This is a genomic window from Candidatus Baltobacteraceae bacterium (assembly GCA_036488875.1).
GTDB lineage: Bacteria > Vulcanimicrobiota > Vulcanimicrobiia > Vulcanimicrobiales > Vulcanimicrobiaceae > JAFAHZ01.
Genome location: DASXGW010000010.1, coordinates 14,599 through 31,311 on the forward strand (window position 1 = coordinate 14,599; position 16,713 = coordinate 31,311).

Here is a 16,713-nt window from a genome sequence, read left to right on the forward strand (position 1 = left end):
CGATGCCTACCGCTGGAGAAGCATTCGAGCGATTTTATCGAGCTTTCGGCCACGCCAGCGCAGTTCGTAGTTAGCCTGGCGAACGACGTTGCGCGCTTTGACGCGCGCCGATTGGGCGCGGACGATGCGTGCCGTGAGGTCGTGATATTCGCGCAGCTGGGGCCCGAGCGCCGCAATCGTCGCGCGCGCGGCGGACGGATGCTGCGCGCGGAACTCGAGCAAACGCGGATACTCCGGCGCGAAGTACTCCGCCACGTCGAAATCGTCGAGCTGGTCTTCGCGCAGGACGCCGCCGGGCGCGCCGAGCGACGAATAATGGCGTCCTTTTTCGGCGTGACGGCGCGGCTGCAACGTGTGTCCGTAATGCGCGTAAACGTAGGGAAGCGCGATGCGTTTTCCGTGCAAGCCGAGCAGCCGCTCGTGGACGGCGCCTTCCCAACTAATGCCGGGTTTGTAGCGAAAGAACATCATCCGGCGCTCGATCGACGTGTAGTAGTCGAACGACTGAAAGAAATGCCACGTGTAGCCGTCCACGAAGTCGTAAGCCGGCGGAACGCGGTGGAGGTTTCCCGCGACCTGCCGTACGGCGCTGCCGTGCACTTCGTCGGCATCGATAAACGCAATCCAATCGCCGGCGTCGCGCTCCGCGTGGATACGCATGCAGGCGTTGCGCGCGCCGGCGAAGCCGTTAAACGGCGTGCGATCGACGACCAGCCGGTTCTCCCGTCCAAAAGCGCTGTTCGCGAGCGCGGCGGCGTGCGGCGACGGGTCGCCGCCGTTGTCGTTGACGATCAATAGCGTCGCGGCGCCTTCGATAGAGGCGAGCATTGGGGCCAAAAACGGCTCTTCGCGCGGGCCCAGAATGAGGTGCGCCGCGACGCCGTTTACGTTGGACATCGGGTCGCGGTTCGGGGCGCGGGGCGGACTTTCCGCCGCCTACGCGAACTCCGCCGCGATGTTACGGCTCGCTGTGGACGCGCGCGTCGTCGCCGACGACACGCGCGGCATCGGGCGTTACGCGCGCGCGATTCTCCGGCGCCTCGTGGCGCGCGACGACGTGGCGCTGACACTGCTGGTGCAGGGACCGTTTGCGTTCCGCCGGCGCCGAGCGCTCGCGACCGCGCTGGGATCGAAGGACTTTCGGGTTTCGTCGCGCGCGAGCCGACGCGACGACGTGATCTGGCACCCCGCCAACGGCACCTTCTTCCGCTCGAATCTTCCCAGCGTCGCGACGATCCACGACGCGGTTCCGTTCCGATACCCTGCCGACGACGCGCGCAAGCGCGCGAACGATCAGGATCCGTTTTTGCGTTCGGCGCGGACGGCGACGCAGTTCGTTGCGGTGTCGGAGTTCGGACGCGGCGAAATTTCTTCCGTCTTCAACTTGTCGCCGGAGCGCATCGCCGTGATTTACCACGGGGTGGAGAGTTCGTTTGCGCCCGGGGTTGCCGATCCGCTGCCGCGGGGACTCGAGACCGGACGCTACCTGTTGTTCGTCGGCGATCCGATCGGCGAGCCGAGGAAAAACTTCTTCCTTCTTTACGAGGCGTATCGTCGCGCGTTTCCTTCCCAAGATGCCGCGCCGCCGCTGGCGATTGCCGGATCGCAAGCGCCGCAGCTTCCCGGCATCGTTGGAGTCGGAAACGTCGGCGACGACCTCTCCGCGCGCGACGACCGGCGGCTGCGTGCGTTGTATCGCGGGGCGATCGTGCTCGCGCTCCCGTCGTATCACGAAACGTTCGGCATGCCGATGATCGAGGCGATGGCGTGCGGGACGCCGGTGATCGCATCGCAATCGAGTTGCCTGCCCGAGATCGGCGCAGAGGCGCCGCTCTATGCCGCACCCGACGATGCGGCGGCGTGGTCGATGGCGCTTCGGCGCATCGTCGACGACGCCGCGCTGAGGGATCGCTTGCGCATAGCGGGGCTCGATCGCGCGACTAATTTCTCATGGGACGAAAGCGCGCGCGCGCATCTCGAGCTCTTCCGGGCGGTGGCGCAAGCGTGAGGATTCTCGTGCTCTGCGAGCGTGTCGACAACGAAGGAGGAACAGAGAGCTACTTACGAGCGACGCTGCCGGCGCTAGCCGCCGCGGGCGATTCGATCCGCGTCGTCGCGCGCAGCGCCGCGCAACCCCATGCGTACGGCGTCGAAGCAGTCGCCGTTGCGTGGAGCGACGAACACGATCAGCCGTCAGCCGCCGCGGCAGAGCAAGTCGCGTCGATCGCGCGCGACTTCGCCCCCGACGTCACGGTCGCGCACAACGTTCTCGATGCGGACGTGCTGCGCGCGGCGCGAGCGCGGCGGAGCATCTATCATCTGCACGATCATCGGCCCTTCTGTCCTAACGGCGACCGGCTGTATCCGCAGGGCGGCGGCGTCTGCAACGTCGCGATGAGCGCGTACGCGTGCGGGCTTCATTCGCTGATCCACGGGTGTGCGTACGGTCCGCGACCGCGTACGCTCGCATTGACCGGCATTCGCGAAGGTATTGCGTCGTGGGTTCGCGCGGCCGATACGACCATCGTGTTCTCCGAATACATGGGAGCGATTGCGTGCCGCAACGGCGTACCGGTCGACCGTGTGTCCTCGATCGCTCCGCCGCTTGAAGACACCGCTTATGCCGCAGCACCGGCACCGCGCCCCAGCGCCGACGTCGTGTTGTTCGCCGGAAGAGTCATGCCGTCAAAGGGCGCGCGTTCGTTGGTACGCGCGGTCGCCGCTATCGATGCGGCCAAGCGTCCGCGCGTCGCGATCGCGGGCGAAGGTCCCGATCTGGCGGCAACGCTCGACGAAGCGCGCGCGCTCGGCGTTGCGTTGGACGCGCTGGGTAGACTCGACGCGGCCGCCCTGCGGGCTGCATACGATAACGCGACCATGGTCGCGATGCCGTCGACGTGGGGCGAACCCTTTGGTCTCGTCGGCATCGAGGCATTTGCGCGCGGGCGTCCGGTGGTCGCCTATGATAGCGGCGGCATCGACCAATGGCTCGATGCCAAAACCGGCGTTTTGGTTCCGCGCGGCGACGAGGACGGCCTCGCGTGCGCGATCGTCGAGATGCTCGACGAAACACGATGGCGCGCCGCGTCGGCCGGCGCGTTCGAGGCAGCCCGCAGGTATCGCCTACTCGATCACGTCGCGCGATTGCGGGCGATCTACGGCGGTGCGGCGTGAAGCACGTTCACCTTGCGACGGCGCTGTGCGTTCGAAACGAATGCGTGCTGTTGGTCGCGTCACAGTACGCAAACCATCCCCAACCGCTGTGGAACCTTCCCGGCGGACGGCAACAAGAAGGTGAGTTGCTCCCCGAAACGGCGATCCGCGAATGTTTCGAAGAGACGGGCTATCGTGCGACGATTCGAGAGCTCGCGTACGTGAGCGAAAGCTACGACCGTTCCGACGGCGTGCACTTCGTCAACGCGGCGTTCGTCGTTGAGTTGGACGGCGCCGATGCGCTCCCGTTGCGCGGCGCCGTGCCGGACGACCACGTCGTGGGGGTAGCGTGGGTTTCGCTCGAAGAGGTCGCGTCGCGTATCGTGATTCCGGTGGTTCGCGAACCCTTGCTTGCCTATCTGCGCGAACGGCTGCCGCAGCGATACGCGGGATTTGCCGACGCCGGCGTTACGATCCGGTGGCCGAGCGGTTCGACGTAGCGCGCGCCTCCCAGCGCGCGCGCTCGAGCGTGAAGGCAATAACGTCGACCGGCTGTCCGGCCAAGGTCGCGCCGTGCGGCAAAACGCCGTCGTCCTCGAAGCCGTTGTTGGCCAACACCCGGCGCGACGACAGATTGTCGGGAACGCAGTACGCCCGAACCCGTTGCAAACCGACGCTTCGAAAACCCTCATCGATGAGCACCGACACGGCTTCGGTAGCCAGTCCGCGCCCGCGATAATCGCGAACGATGCTGTAACCGATCTCGGCCGTCGAGCGCGTCCGCTCGGCGATGCGAAGGGATATCCAGCCGATTGCCCCGTTGCCTCCGGTGCCGTAGACGAGCCATTCGAAGCGGCCGGTCGCTCCGGGAGAGAGCGACTGCGGGCGTTCGGAAACTGCGGCCACGAACTGCTCGAGCGACAGGTCCGGCAGGTCCTGGTATTCCCGCAGATGCGGGGCCTGGAGCACGTTCCAGAGCGCCTCGGCATTCGATGACGTGACGGGCTCGAGGAGAAGGCGCTCCGTTCTCAGGGCTCTCATGCGACGCCGCTCACTTCGCGCAATCCCGTCTAGCCTCTTGTCGGCGGCATTCGAACGCGTGATAGACCGCCCAGTATGAACGACTTGACCGCAGCATACCGTTCGACTGCTCCCGCGCGGGTCGATTTTCAAGCAACTGTCGCTTCGACGCCGCGCTTCTTCTACGGCGCGCGGTCGCGTTCTACGCACGAAGCGTTCGAAGCTTCCACGGCCGCCGGCCCCGTTGAGGTCGTCGATAACGTCGACATCGCGCCGCGCTGCCCCGTTCGCGTGGGCGACCGTGTCGAAGTGTGCGGCGAGATGGTGCACGACCGCGGCAAACCACCGGTCGTGCATTGGACGCACCACGATCCCGCCGGACGTCATCCCGGCGGGTTTATTCGCTTACGCGACCGCTTGTACGCGTAGCTTCGGCGCTTCCGCGCTCGAGAAGTTCGGGGATGGTTACGAAGCGATAGCCTTCGCGTTTGAGCGATTCGACGATGAGGAGGGTCGCCTCAACGTCCGCGCTGCGATCGCACGTGTGCGCGGGTTGGTGCGAGCGCGCGCAAACGATGCCGCGATTTCCGTCGTGGAGCACGATGATCGAACCGTCGCTAACGTAGCGGAGAACGCGCTGAGCGATGACGCTCGCGGGCGGGTACTCCCAGTCTTTGGCCAGCGGAACCGACCACATCACCGGCGTGTAGCCGAGCTTGCGCACTTCGCCGAGCACGAGCCAGTCGCGTCCACCGTAGGGCGGTCGCATGATTTTCGTGTGCGTTCCCGTCGCTCCAAAAATCGCGCGATCCGTCTTCTCCAGCGTTTCGCTCAAGGAGGCGGAATCGTCGAGCACCAGGTGCTCGTGCGCCCACGTGTGATTTCCGATGGCATTACCGTCGCGCACCTCACGACGAACGACGGCTGGATACGCCTGCACCGCCTGACCGACCACGAAGAACGTCGCGCGCACGTGTTCCCGGTGCAAGACGTCGACGATGGCGTTTGTGTACGGAGGATTCGGTCCGTCGTCGTACGTCAGCGCGACGACCCGTTCGTCGCGAGGGCCGCTCACCAGCGTTTTGCCGAAGATTTGGCTGCCGGGGCTCTCCGCAGCTTCGTACGCAGCAAACGCAATGAATGCCGCGATCGTCAGACAAAACGTCGCGGCCGTCGCGACCCTCATCGTCATCCTACGACGGACACTTTGCCGTACGCGCGCGAGTCTGAGCGGCTGCAACGTTCGAGCGAAACTCGTCCGGTCCGAACTGACGAAAGTCCGCGACGATCTGCTCGTAACGCGGGTCGGCGAGCGCGGTGCTCTGCATCTTCAGCAGGTCGCTCGGATTTTGCTTCGAGAGATCGAGATGGAACTGGCGTCCGGCCGTCGTCGCCCAATAATGCGGATCCGTGAACGTTACGGTGCGCTCGCCCTGCTTGTAGTCGGCGAGCTGCTTGACGTTCACCGTATAGGTTGCTGGCGCGTTCGGAAGCGGCGCTTTATTGGTGAGCTGCCAAATGCCGTCCTGATCGAGCTTCCCGAAGAAAAAGCTGACGTCGGTGACTTTAGAGGCCGGCGCTTTAATCGTGATTTCGCGGCAGTTGTAGCTGCGAATCCGGTATTGGAAGCTCGAGACGCCCTCAATATCTTTCATGTCGTACGATTCTTCGTAAATCGGCGGCTTTGCGTACTGAATCGTCAAGTGGGCGTACAGCTCGCTCGGCGCGGCCTTCGCGTGAGTTCCATATTGCAGATGGTAGCGGTAGCTGTCGACCTGCCAGCCGATTATGGCGACGACTATGACGAAGATAACGACGACGATCTCGACGATCGGCAGGCGGCGCACGAACGTTATTTCGCCGGCGACGGGGCTTGAGCGTCGAGCACGCGGTTGACGAGCTTGTCGGCCGCGGCGTTTTGCTTGCGCGGCACGTGGCGCACGTCGACGTGCTCGAACCGCCGGAGCAGTGCAAGGGCGCGACGATGCAGCGGTTGCAGGTCGGCGTGTTTCACGCGATACTCGCCCAGCATTTGACGCACGACCAGTTCGGAATCGAGGCGCACGGCCAGGCGGCGAATGCCGCGGTTCGCGGCCGCTTGGAGCCCCAAGAGAAGCGCCGTCCACTCCGCGACGTTGTTGGTGGCAATACCGAGGTACTCGCCGACTTCTTCCAGGAGAGCGCCGCCGGCATCGAGGAGCACGGCCCCGCTTGCTGCGGGACCGGGATTCCCTCGCGACCCGCCGTCAGCGAAGAGCGTCGCTTCGGGTGGAATGGCGTCAAAAAGCGTCTCCATGAGGGCGGCTCTTTCGGCGCTACCGACGCATGGCCCGCCCGCTCCCGGGGTAAAACGGCGCCATGAAAGCGTTCTTTCCGAAGACACTCCTAGCCGTGCTGGCGGCCGCCGTAATGGTTCTAACCCCGCAACTGGTGTTGGCGGCCAATACGTTCTACGGCATCACGGTCCACGTTTCCAGCAGCAATATCAAGGTGCAGGATCCGAAGACGAAGCAGACGCTAAGTTTCGAAATCCTTCCGAAGTTCGACCAAGTCTTCTCGGCGAACGGTAAGACGACGTATCAAATGAAGGACGTCAAGGCCGGACAGTACGTCGGAGTCATCTACGACCAGAAGGCACTGGGGATGCGCCACGCCGACAAGATTTACTTACTCAACAACGCCAACGAAAAAATAAGCACCCAATAAGGCGCCGTCCCCGTTTTCTTCCATCGTTTCGTCCAGCGCCGCATGAGCCGATTTTTTCTCTGGCTAGGAGCGGGGGATCGAAGTGTACTACGGTACACGAGATCCCACGCGACGACGCCAGAGGAAAAATCGGGCCGACTGGATTCGAACCAGCGATCTCTAGTCCCCCAGACTAGCGCGATAACCAAGCTTCGCTACGGCCCGCTGCGTCTTACTTGCGCGCGCCTTTCTTTGCGACGGCCTCCTTCAGAGACCTGCCTGCGACAAAGGCCGGGACGGTGCGGGCGGGAATTTCGAGCTTCTCTCCTGTCTTTGGGTTGCGTCCTTCGCGCGCACTGCGCGAGCGTACGACGAAGCTGCCGAACGGCGTCAACGCGACGCGGTCACCGTTTTGCAGTGCCTTCTTGATCTCGTCCAGGACGAGCTCGACGACGTGCGTCGCTTGTCGTTTGGAGAGTTCCGCCCCACCCGCAACGGCGTCGATGAGATCCGCCTTTGTCAAGGTACACGTCCCCTGGCGGCAGTTTGAACCGCCTGGGTGGGGATATCCGAGAAATCGCTACTTTTCCTGCAGTTCCACAAGAGCGCGCAGCGCCAGCACGTAGGAAAGGGCCCCCAGCCCACTTATGACGCCGCGGCAAGCGACCGCGGTGACGGACTTTCGGCGAAACTCTTCACGTCCGGCGACGTTCGAAAGATGAACCTCGATAACGGGAATGCGTATTGCTGCGATAGCGTCGGCGATCGCATACGAGTAATGCGCGTATGCGCCGGGATTGATGACGACGGCATCGTAACCAGTTCGCGCGCCGTGAAGGGCGTCGACGATCTGCCCTTCGCCGTTGTACTGCTCGCACACGACGTGAACCGCGAGTTCGGCGGCGCCGGCCGCGATCGTGTCGTTCACGTCGCCGAGCGTTTGCGATCCGTAAAGCTCGGGTTCGCGTGTGCCCAGCAAATTCAGATTTGGGCCGTGCAATACCAGTACGCGCATGCAAGCGACTTTTGGACCCAGGGCGAATTGTCATCCCATGCCAGACCTTTTGCTTAGCGCCACCGCGCAGGATACCGGCATCTCAATCGTTGCAACGATTACGACCGGCCTCGTTCGTGAGATCCAGGCACGTCACGGCCTCTGGCCGACAGCCGCGGCTGCCGTTGGACGGCTGGCGACCGGCGCGGTGCTCTTCGGTGCCGCTCTCAAAGGGCGGGAGCGCATATCGCTGCAGATCACCGGCGACGGTCCGCTGGAGTCGCTGACCGCCGACGCGTGGCTCCTCGACGAAAACACTGTGGGAGCTCGCGCCTACACCCGCCGCCCCCACGTCGACCTGCCGATCGACGCCCGGGGAAAGTTCGACGTGGGCGGAGCCGTCGGACGGGGCTCGCTGCAGGTCGCGCGCTCCTTCGAAGTCGGCCACCCCTACGTGGGGGTCGTGCCGCTCGAGACGGGCGAAGTTGCCGAAGATCTCGCGGTGTATCTCGCGCAGTCGCAGCAGATTCCCAGCGTTGTGGCGCTCGGCGTGCTTGCGAATCCCGGCGGCGTCATCGCGGCGGGCGGAGTTCTCGCACAAGTGCTCCCCGGCGCCGACGAACGCGCCGTGAAGGCACTCGAGGAGCGCGCACTCGCTATGCCGCCGCTGACCAAGCTCATTGCCGAAGGCGCGGATGCGGCGGAGCTGCTCCACTCGCTCGGAGGCGACGTTGACTTACGGGCTCAGCGCGAGGTCGACGTACGCTTCGCGTGTCTGTGCACGTCGCAAAAGGTGGAGTCGATGCTGTTGGGACTTGGCGCCCACGAGCTTCGCGAGATGGCGTCCGCGCGCGATGAAACCGAAGCCGTCTGCGAGTTCTGCAAAAAGCCGTACACGTTCACACGCGAAGAAATACTCGCATTGGCAGGACGGCTCTAGCGGAAGATCTTTTCTACGTTCTCAGGTTCGCGGTAAGGCTCGATTCGCTGCCAATAGCTCTCGCGAATCCGGCCCCCTTCGTTGAGATACCACCAACCGCACTCGCAACGAATCGGCCGTTCGCCGGGCGCGGGATAGTTGTACTCGCGCCGGCAGCGTTTACACACGAACGCTTTGCCTTCTATCGGCTTTGTGGACGAGGTGTACGTTATCGCGGACGATTGCGCCATCGTTAGTCTTTCTCCCGACGAATGCGGACGAACTTGCGCGAGCCCACCGAAAGCACGGCCGGCTCGGAGGCGGTCCAGACCGCCTTGGGGTCGTTCACGACTATACCATCGACCTTGACGCCGTTCCCCGAGATTAGTCGCTCGGCGGCGCGACGGCTTTCGGCGAAACCGGCTTGGACGAGCAGATCGACGATGCGAACGGCGTCGCCGGCCGCCAACTCCCGAAGCTCGCCCGAGGGCAGCTCTTTGCGCTGAACGGTGCGCTCGAAATGCTCGCACGCCTCGCGCGCGGCTTGCGCACCATGGTAGCGCGCGACGATGTCGGAGGCCACGTCCTTCTTGGCATCCATCGCTTTGACGTCGCCCGATTGCAACGCGGCCGCAAGACGATCGCACTCGGCCTTGGATCGAAACGCGGCTAGCCGAGCGTACGTCGGAATCAGCTCGTCGCCGATCTTCATCAGCTTGCCGAACTGCTCGGTAGCCGGCTCGGTGATGCCGACGTAGTTGCCCAGCGACTTGCTCATCTTCTTCTGACCGTCGAGCCCGACGAGCAGCGGGACCGTCGCACAGATTTGCGGCATTTGTCCCGACTCGCGCTGATAGTGCCGGCCGAGTAAGAGATTGAAAAGCTGGTCGCTGCCGCCGAGCTCGACGTCGGCCTCGATCGCGATCGAGTCGTACGCCTGCGCGACGGGATACAGAAATTCGTGCAGCGCGATCGGCGTGCCGGCCGAGTAGCGGTTGTGGAAGTCGTTGCGCTCGAGCATCTGCGCGACGGTCGTCTTCGACAGCAGCTTGATGAGATCGCCCAGCGACAGGCGGTCGAGCCACTCGGAGTTGTAGCGAATCGAGATGCGTTCGAGATCGAGCACCTTGCCCGCTTGCGCCCGGTACGTCTCCATGTTTGCTTCGATTTCTTCGGCGGAAAGCTGCGGACGCGTAACGTTCTTCCCGCTTGGATCGCCGATACGAGCGGTCCCATCGCCGATAATGAGCGTCACCTGGTGACCGGCCTCGGCGAAGCGCTGCAGCTTGTGCAGCACGACCATGAAACCCAGATGGAGGTCGGGGCTCGTCGGATCGATGCCGAGCTTGACACGCAATGGGCGTCCGAGCGCGAGTCGCGCGCGGAAATCTTCCACCGTTTCGACGTGTTCGAAACCGTCGAGCAGCTCCTCAGGCGTTGCGGTCATGAGCGAGAGGATGCGGCGGCGCTTTCAGTTCCGGAGACTCCATTTCCGCGATGAGATTGGCAACGAGACCGGTCCATCCGGTCTGGTGCGACGCGCCTAATCCGGCGCCCGTGTCGCCGTTGAAATACTCGTAGAAGAGTGCATACTCCCGCCAATGCGGATCCTCTTGCAGCTTTCGGTGGGCACCCGCGAAGGGACGCCGGCCGCCGGCATCCTTCGTAAAAATAGAGACCAAGCGCCGTCTCAGCTCGTCGGCTACTTCGTCCAGCGATATCCGCCGGCCCGAACGAGTCGGGAACTCGACGGTGAACTCCTTGCCCAGATACTGGTGATACATTCGCAACGAACGGATGATCAGGAAGTTGATGGGAAACCAAATCGGACCGCGCCAGTTGGAGTTGCTTCCAAACAGTTCCGTTTCCGATTCGGCGGGCTCGTAACCCACGCGAAACGCCATACCGTCGGCCGAAAGCCCGAAGGGCTGCTCGCGATGAATCTTGGAGAGCGCGCGGATGCCGTAGGGGCTCAGAAACTCGTCCTCGTCGAGCAGCCGCGCGAGGATGCTTTCTAAACGCTTGGAGTCGACGACGGCCGCCATCTGCCGGTTCTGCGGTCCAACGACTTCGAACGTCTTCGCGAAGTCGGCTAAGTCGGGACGCCGGTCGAGCGTCCAAATCAAACGGTCCCTCACGCGAAGCAGCGGTCCGGTACCATCGCGTTCGCCGACGATAATCGCAAAGAGCGGGATCAACCCCACGACCGACCGGATCCGCATCGGCTCGCGTTCGCCGTTCGGGAACTGCATGTAATCGTAGTAGAACCCGTCTTCTTCGCACCACAGGCCGCCCCCGTACGAATGGATCGCCGAGTAAATGTAGATGAAGTGCGTCAAGAACTTCGCGAACATGTCCAGATACGTCGCGTCTTGCTCGGCGAGCTCGCCGGCCATTTCCATCATGGAGGCGCAGAACATCGCCATCCAGCTCGTTCCGTCGGATTGGTCGAGGCGATAGCCGGGCGGCAACGCTCCGCGATCGACCGCCCCGATGTTGTCGAGTCCCAGGAATCCGCCTTGGAATACGTTGTTGCCTTCGGCGTCCTTACGATTGACCCACCACGTAAAGTTCAACGCGAGCTTCTTGAACATGCGTTTGAGAAAGTCGCGGTCGCCCGCTCCGTAGAGACGCCGCTCGACGTTATAGACGCGCAGCGCCGCCATCGCCAGCACCGGCGGATTGACGTCGCTAAAGGCCCACTCGTAAGCCGGAATCTGCCCGTTGGGATGCATGTACCATTCCATGGTCAGCAGCTCGAGCTGATTTTTGGCAAAGTCGGGATCGATTAATGCCAGAGTTATCGCGTGAAAGCCGAGATCCCACGACGCGTACCACGGGTACTCCCACTTGTCGGGCATCGAGATCACGTCGTGGTTGTAGAGATGAATCCATTCGTGATTGCGGCCGTGCCAGCGCGAATCCGGCGGTGCGGGGCCGGCCGGATCGCCGCTGAGCCACTCGAAGACCGAGTAGCGGTAGAGTTGTTTCGACCATAGCATTCCGGCAAACGCTTGACGCTGCACCGCGAGCAGTTCGCGCGACGTCGACGGCGTTCCGAGTCCCGCGTAAAAGCGATCGGCTTCGGCAACGCGCTCGTCAAAGACGCCGTCGAACCCAGCACCGAGCGGATCGGCGTCAACGGCATTGCACATGCGCATACGCAGCACGCGCTTTTCGCCGGGCCCGAGCACGAGACGATAATATGCCGCAGCCTTCGTCCCCGTTCGCTCCGGATTGACTGCCCCCTGATCGCCGTGAACGACGTAAGCGTCGAACCCGTCTTTTGTGAACGGCGTTGCGTTCGGCACGCCCCAAAGGGCCTCGAAGTTGGTATCGTTCTCCGTAAACAGCGGCGTGGCGCCGGCTTCGCAGTAGAGGTACCGGTTACCGAGCTTCTTATCGAGGGCGCGAAAGACCAGCATTTCGTCGCGCCCGTCGTCCAGTAAAATCGAAGGCTTCTTCGGATGGCTCCCGCCGACCCAGGCCCACATATTTCTAAACCACCACGTCGGCAACGCGTGCAGCTCCGCCGGCGCCGATCCCCGGTTGACCACCGTCAAACGGATGAGCATGTCGTCGGGCGCCGCCTTCGCGTATTCCATGAAGATGTCGAAATATTCGTCGCGATCGAAAATGCCGGTGTCGATCAACTCGAACTCGGGCTCCTTGCGGGTCCGGCGCGCGTTTTCGGCGCGCAGGCGCGCGTAGGGGAACTCCGCTTGCGGATATTTGTAGAGCGCCTTCATGTAGGCGTGCGTCGGCAAATTGTCGAGGTAGAAGTAGTATTCCTTGACGTCTTCGCCGTGATTGCCCTCGGCGTTCGTGAGGCCGAAATAGCGCTCTTTCAAAAACGGATCGGCGCCGTTCCAAAACGCAAACGCAAAGCAGAGATACTGGCGGTCGTCGGAGACTCCGGCGATGCCGTCTTCGCCCCATCGATACGCGCGCAAGCGCGCTTGATCGAACGGAAAGGATTCCCAGGCGGTCTGTCCGGCGCTGTAATCTTCGCGCACCGTGCCCCATTGGCGGTCGCTGAGATACGGTCCCCAGAAGCGCCAATCTGCAATGCCGGTCCGCGCTTGGTATAAGCGTTCGCGTTCCGGATTGCCCTCGATGACTTTCACGTAAGGAGCTTACGAAAGGTCGACGATCGTGACTCCATGGGATCCCTCGTTTTCGTTACCGTAACGAACGCTCTTTACCGACGGATGCGCGCGCAAATACTCCTGCAAGCCTCGCCCGAGCATCCCGGTTCCCTTTCCATGGATCAATCGCAGCGGCGAGTTCCCGGCCAACACGGCTTCGTCGATCCACCGCTCCACGAGAGGCTCGGCCTCCACGAAGCGTTTTCCACGCACGTCTAATTCGGCGAGCGCTCGACTTGCCGCTTCCATGCGGGCCGCCTGTGCCCCCGCCGCTCGCTCGGGTTTCGGCCGAGCTCCTCCTCCTTCGCGTCTTACGTCGCTCTTTTTGACGACCGTTTTCATCGGCCCAATCGCCACCAGCAGCGTGTCGCCGTAATCCTCGGCGACGCTGCCGCTTTGGCCCAACGAGCCGACCCGCACGCGGTCACCGGGTGCAAAGCTTCCGGCGTCGCCCTCGGGGCCGGCTTCCGGCTCGATACCGAGATCGCGATGGATCGCATCGAGCGTCTGTGCGAGCAGGGTCGACTGCGACGGGGTCACCTTCGCGCGTCCGCGCCCGCCCGATTCCTCGGCGCGACGCTCGAGCTCGCGCACAAACTCCCGTAATGCCTGCGCAACGCGCTCGTCGGCCTTCTCCGCGAAGGCGCGGCGCTGCACGTCGAACTCCTCGCGATCGCGCCGCAACCGTTCGCGCTCCCGCCGCTCGGCTTCGCGCTCGCTCTCCAGCCGCTCGCGCTCCGCTTGCAGCGCCGCGTTTTGCGTCGATAGCTCGGCCAGCGCGGATTCGTAGTCGCGCTCGCGCGTATCGAGTAAGCGCTGCGCGCGTTCGACGATCGCGTCGCCGATACCCAATGCGCTCGCTAAGGGAAACGCCAGCGATTGACCCGGCGCGCCCACGTCGAGATGGAACGTCGGACGAAACGATTGCGGATCGAACCGCACGCTCGCATTGGCGACACCCGGCGTCGCGTGCGCGAACAACTTGAGCTCCGTTGCGTGCGTGGTCACGATTCCGCGCGCGCCGCGTTCCAGCAGCCGCTCGAGCATCGCGACCGCGAGCGCGGCTCCGGCGGTCGGCTCCGTTCCTCCGCCGATTTCGTCGATCATTACGAGCGTGCGTCCGCCGGCGCGCTCGAGCATTTCACGCATTCGCTGCAGATGGGCCGAGAACGTCGAGGCGTTGGCCGCGATCGACTGCTCGTCGCCGATATCGGCGATCAGGCACTCGAACCGCCCGATCTCGCTGCCCTGCGAGGCCGGCACCTGCATGCCGCAATACGTCATGATGACCAGCAGTCCGACCATCTTGAGCGCGACGCTCTTGCCGCCCATGTTGGGTCCGCTGATGACCAGCAGCCGCGTCGATCCGTCGAGCGAGAGCGATTGCGGTACGGCTCGGTCGCCCAAGAGCGGATGTCTTCCTCGCACGACGACGATCGTGGGATCGTCGCTGAGCACCGGGGCCGACGCATCCATCGATTGCGCGACGCGCGCCTTGGCAACGAGCAAATCGACGGCGGCGAGCATCTCGACGTTCGTCTCGATCGCGCCCGACGCCGCGCCGGTACGGTTCGAAAGATCTTCGAGGATCCGTTGAACTTCGCGTTCTTCTTCGATGCGCAGGGTTCGCACGCGATTGTTCGTCTCGAGCGCGGCCAGCGGCTCGACGAACAGCGTCTGACCGCTCGAACTCGTGTCGTGCACGATACCGGGCAGCATGCCGGAAAACTCCGCCTTGACCGGAACGACGAAGCGGCCTTCGCGAATCGTCACGACGCTGTCTTGAATGGCCTTGGCGTACTTCGCGGATTTGAGAATCGCGCCGACGCGTTCGCGCGCTTCGTTTTGCGCCTGCACGATGGACTTGCGAATGCGCGCGAGCGCCGGCGAGGCACGGTCGAGGATCGCACCGCGTTCGTCGATCGCGTCGAGAATCGCGCGCTGCAGATCGCGAAGCGGCGCGTACCCCGCCACGACGGCGGCGAGTTCGGTGCTTTCGCGCACGGCTACATGCGCGGCGGCAGCCGCGGCGATCGCATCGCCGATGCCGCGAAGATCGCTCGGCGCCAACGTACGTCCGAGGGCGGCGCCTTGCGTGAGTTCGGCCGTATCGATCGCCGGCATGACGTGCAGATCGGCACCGGCGACGAGCTCGCGCGTCGCGGCGGTTTGCGCTTGCGCCTCGCGTACCGCTTGGAAACTCTCGAACGGCGCGAGCGCCTCGGCAAACCCGCGCCCTCGCTGGGTTCGCGTCGCGGCGACGACCCGCTCGCGCACGCTCGCAAAATCGAGCGCGTCGAGGGTACGCCGGTCGGTTAAACTACCCGAGCTTTCTTCGTAAGAGCTCATTGACGAGCGCCGGATCGGCTTTACCGCGCGACGCTTTCATCACTTGGCCGACGAGGAATCCGCCGACGTTGGTCTTGCCCGCTTTATAATCGGCCACGACTTTTTCGTTTGCCGCGATCACGTCGTCAACGAATTTCTCGATGGCCGCCGGATCGCTGGTCTGCGCGAGCCCTTCCGCCTGGACGATCGACTTCGGCGAGCCGGCGCCTTCCCACATGCGCGCGAGCAGCTCTTTGGCGATCTTCGAATTAATCGACTTCCCTTCGACGAGCACGATGAGCTCGGCGAGGTGTTCGGGCGATACTTTCGACTCGGCGACCGGCGTTTGCGTTTCGTTCGCCAAACGCGAGAGCTCGCCGAGAACGAAGTTCTTGGCCTGCTGAGGATGATTGCTCGCGGTGACGACGCGCTCGAAGTACTCCGCAAGCGGCACGTTGTCGATGAGCTGCGTCGCCTGCTTGGGTTCGAGTCCGTACTCCGCGGTGTAACGCTCGAAACGTTTCCAGGGCAGTTCCGGGAGTGACGCGCGAATCTTCTCCACCGTCTCGGGGACGATTTCCATCGGTACCAGGTCGGGATCGGGAAAGTACCGATAATCGTGCGCGAGCTCTTTGCTGCGCATAGAATGGGTTACGCCGTTGACTTCGTCCCAGCCGCGCGTCTCCTGAACGATGCGGCCGCCCGATTCGACGATCTCGATCTGACGCGCGATCTCGCTTTCGATCGCGCGATGAACCGAGCGAAACGAGTTCATGTTCTTGATCTCGGTCTTGGTGCCGAGCTCGCTCGATCCGACGGGACGAATCGATACGTTGGCATCGCAGCGCAGCGAGCCTTCTTCCATTTTGACGTCGCTTACGCCCAGTGCGAGCAGCGTGCGGCGCAGCGCTTCGAGATACGCGACCGCGTCTTGCGCGCCGTAAATCTCGGGCTCCGAAACGCACTCCATGAGGGGCACGCCCGCACGGTTGAAATCGACGAGCGAATACGCACTGCCGGCGATGCGGCCGTCGCCCGAACCGGCATGCGTCGATTTTCCGGTATCCTCTTCGAGGTGAATGCGCACGAGACGGCAAGCGTTCATCGTGCCGTCCTCGCGCCAGAACTTCACCTCGCCGCCCAACGTCAGCGGCATGTCGTACTGGGAAATCTGATAGTCTTTGGGCATGTCCGGATAGAAGTAGTTCTTCCGGTCGAACTTCGAGAAGGCGGGAATCTGCGCGCCGAATGCCAGCCCCGAGCGAATGACGTGCTCGATCGCAACGCCGTTAGCGACGGGAAGCGAACCCGGCATCCCGAGACAGACCGGGCAAACCTTCGTGTTCGGCTCCCCGCCGAACTCGTTGGCGCAGCCGCAGAACATCTTCGTCGCCGTCTTGAGCTCGACGTGACACTCGATCCCAATAACGGCCTGGTATTTGCGCTCTAGCAACGTCTGACTCACG

Annotated in this window: 18 protein-coding genes and 1 tRNA gene; 6 read left to right on the plus strand and 13 right to left on the minus strand. The window is 63.5% G+C overall.

Going from position 1 to position 16,713, the window contains the following annotated elements; genetic code table 11:
- Window positions 1-6: 6 nt before the first annotated feature.
- Complete coding sequence (locus VGG89_12085) at window positions 7-897, minus strand: glycosyltransferase family 2 protein (GenBank protein ID HEY1977283.1); 891 nt, start codon at window positions 895-897, stop codon at window positions 7-9.
- Window positions 898-955: 58 nt separating this feature from the next.
- Here VGG89_12085 and VGG89_12090 point away from each other — a divergent pair, with 58 nt between their 5' ends.
- The 3 genes from VGG89_12090 to VGG89_12100 are packed head-to-tail and all read left to right on the plus strand — an operon-like array spanning window position 956 to window position 3,653.
- The gene (locus VGG89_12090; GenBank protein ID HEY1977284.1) at window positions 956-2,008 is read left to right on the plus strand and encodes a glycosyltransferase family 1 protein; all 1,053 of its coding nucleotides are present in this window, start codon (window positions 956-958) and stop codon (window positions 2,006-2,008) included.
- Window positions 2,005-3,174, plus strand: a complete 1,170-nt coding sequence (locus VGG89_12095; GenBank protein HEY1977285.1) for a glycosyltransferase family 4 protein — start codon at window positions 2,005-2,007, stop codon at window positions 3,172-3,174. Before VGG89_12090 ends, VGG89_12095 begins: the two co-directional genes overlap by 4 nt.
- On the plus strand, window positions 3,171-3,653 hold the full coding sequence (locus VGG89_12100) for an NUDIX hydrolase (GenBank protein ID HEY1977286.1): 483 nt from the start codon (window positions 3,171-3,173) through the stop codon (window positions 3,651-3,653). The genes VGG89_12095 and VGG89_12100 overlap by 4 nt, the downstream gene beginning before the upstream one ends.
- On the opposite strand, the gene VGG89_12105 is transcribed toward VGG89_12100, so the two are convergent.
- On the minus strand, window positions 3,622-4,194 hold the full coding sequence (locus VGG89_12105; protein HEY1977287.1) for a GNAT family N-acetyltransferase: 573 nt from the start codon (window positions 4,192-4,194) through the stop codon (window positions 3,622-3,624). The genes VGG89_12100 and VGG89_12105 overlap by 32 nt on opposite strands.
- Before the next feature lie 75 nt (window positions 4,195-4,269).
- On the opposite strand from VGG89_12105, the gene VGG89_12110 reads away from it, so the two are divergent.
- Window positions 4,270-4,602, plus strand: coding sequence for a DUF3465 domain-containing protein (locus VGG89_12110; GenBank protein HEY1977288.1), 333 nt, complete (start codon window positions 4,270-4,272; stop codon window positions 4,600-4,602).
- On the opposite strand, the gene VGG89_12115 is transcribed toward VGG89_12110, so the two are convergent.
- The 3 genes from VGG89_12115 to VGG89_12125 are packed head-to-tail and all read right to left on the minus strand — an operon-like array spanning window position 4,571 to window position 6,469.
- Window positions 4,571-5,365, minus strand: coding sequence for a polysaccharide deacetylase family protein (locus tag VGG89_12115; protein ID HEY1977289.1), 795 nt, complete (start codon window positions 5,363-5,365; stop codon window positions 4,571-4,573). The two genes, VGG89_12110 and VGG89_12115, sit on opposite strands and share 32 nt — an antisense overlap.
- Window position 5,366: 1 nt before the next feature.
- The gene (locus tag VGG89_12120; protein HEY1977290.1) at window positions 5,367-6,020 is read right to left on the minus strand and encodes a hypothetical protein; all 654 of its coding nucleotides are present in this window, start codon (window positions 6,018-6,020) and stop codon (window positions 5,367-5,369) included.
- 5 nt (window positions 6,021-6,025) lie between these two features.
- Window positions 6,026-6,469, minus strand: a complete 444-nt coding sequence (locus VGG89_12125; GenBank protein HEY1977291.1) for a ribonuclease HI family protein — start codon at window positions 6,467-6,469, stop codon at window positions 6,026-6,028.
- A 62-nt stretch (window positions 6,470-6,531) separates the two neighbouring features.
- Between VGG89_12125 and VGG89_12130 the strand changes: the two genes are divergently transcribed.
- Complete coding sequence (locus VGG89_12130) at window positions 6,532-6,879, plus strand: hypothetical protein (GenBank protein HEY1977292.1); 348 nt, start codon at window positions 6,532-6,534, stop codon at window positions 6,877-6,879.
- Window positions 6,880-7,008: 129 nt separating this feature from the next.
- Here the strand turns inward: VGG89_12130 and VGG89_12135 are convergent.
- From VGG89_12135 to aroQ, 3 genes are all read right to left on the minus strand, one after another.
- Window positions 7,009-7,083 (minus strand) — tRNA-Pro (locus tag VGG89_12135).
- A gap of 7 nt (window positions 7,084-7,090) precedes the next feature.
- Entirely contained in the window at window positions 7,091-7,381 is a 291-nt protein-coding gene (locus tag VGG89_12140; GenBank protein HEY1977293.1) for an HU family DNA-binding protein, read from the minus strand.
- Between the two features lie 57 nt (window positions 7,382-7,438).
- Window positions 7,439-7,873 (minus strand): type II 3-dehydroquinate dehydratase, encoded by a 435-nt coding sequence (aroQ, locus tag VGG89_12145; GenBank protein ID HEY1977294.1) that lies wholly within the window; start codon window positions 7,871-7,873, stop codon window positions 7,439-7,441.
- 37 nt (window positions 7,874-7,910) lie between these two features.
- Between aroQ and hslO the strand changes: the two genes are divergently transcribed.
- Entirely contained in the window at window positions 7,911-8,792 is an 882-nt protein-coding gene (hslO, locus tag VGG89_12150) for an Hsp33 family molecular chaperone HslO (GenBank protein ID HEY1977295.1), read from the plus strand.
- Here hslO and VGG89_12155 read toward each other — a convergent pair.
- From VGG89_12155 to gatB, 5 genes are read right to left on the minus strand one after another with little or no spacing between them, the layout of a single operon-like run.
- On the minus strand, window positions 8,789-9,022 hold the full coding sequence (locus tag VGG89_12155; GenBank protein HEY1977296.1) for a hypothetical protein: 234 nt from the start codon (window positions 9,020-9,022) through the stop codon (window positions 8,789-8,791). The two genes, hslO and VGG89_12155, sit on opposite strands and share 4 nt — an antisense overlap.
- Before the next feature lie 2 nt (window positions 9,023-9,024).
- The gene (gene tyrS / locus VGG89_12160) at window positions 9,025-10,218 is read right to left on the minus strand and encodes a tyrosine--tRNA ligase (protein HEY1977297.1); all 1,194 of its coding nucleotides are present in this window, start codon (window positions 10,216-10,218) and stop codon (window positions 9,025-9,027) included.
- Window positions 10,202-12,898, minus strand: a complete 2,697-nt coding sequence (locus VGG89_12165; protein ID HEY1977298.1) for a hypothetical protein — start codon at window positions 12,896-12,898, stop codon at window positions 10,202-10,204. The genes tyrS and VGG89_12165 overlap by 17 nt, the downstream gene beginning before the upstream one ends.
- A gap of 9 nt (window positions 12,899-12,907) precedes the next feature.
- On the minus strand, window positions 12,908-15,268 hold the full coding sequence (locus tag VGG89_12170) for an endonuclease MutS2 (GenBank protein ID HEY1977299.1): 2,361 nt from the start codon (window positions 15,266-15,268) through the stop codon (window positions 12,908-12,910).
- Entirely contained in the window at window positions 15,240-16,712 is a 1,473-nt protein-coding gene (gene gatB / locus VGG89_12175; GenBank protein HEY1977300.1) for an Asp-tRNA(Asn)/Glu-tRNA(Gln) amidotransferase subunit GatB, read from the minus strand. Before gatB ends, VGG89_12170 begins: the two co-directional genes overlap by 29 nt.
- Window position 16,713: the final 1 nt, after the last annotated feature.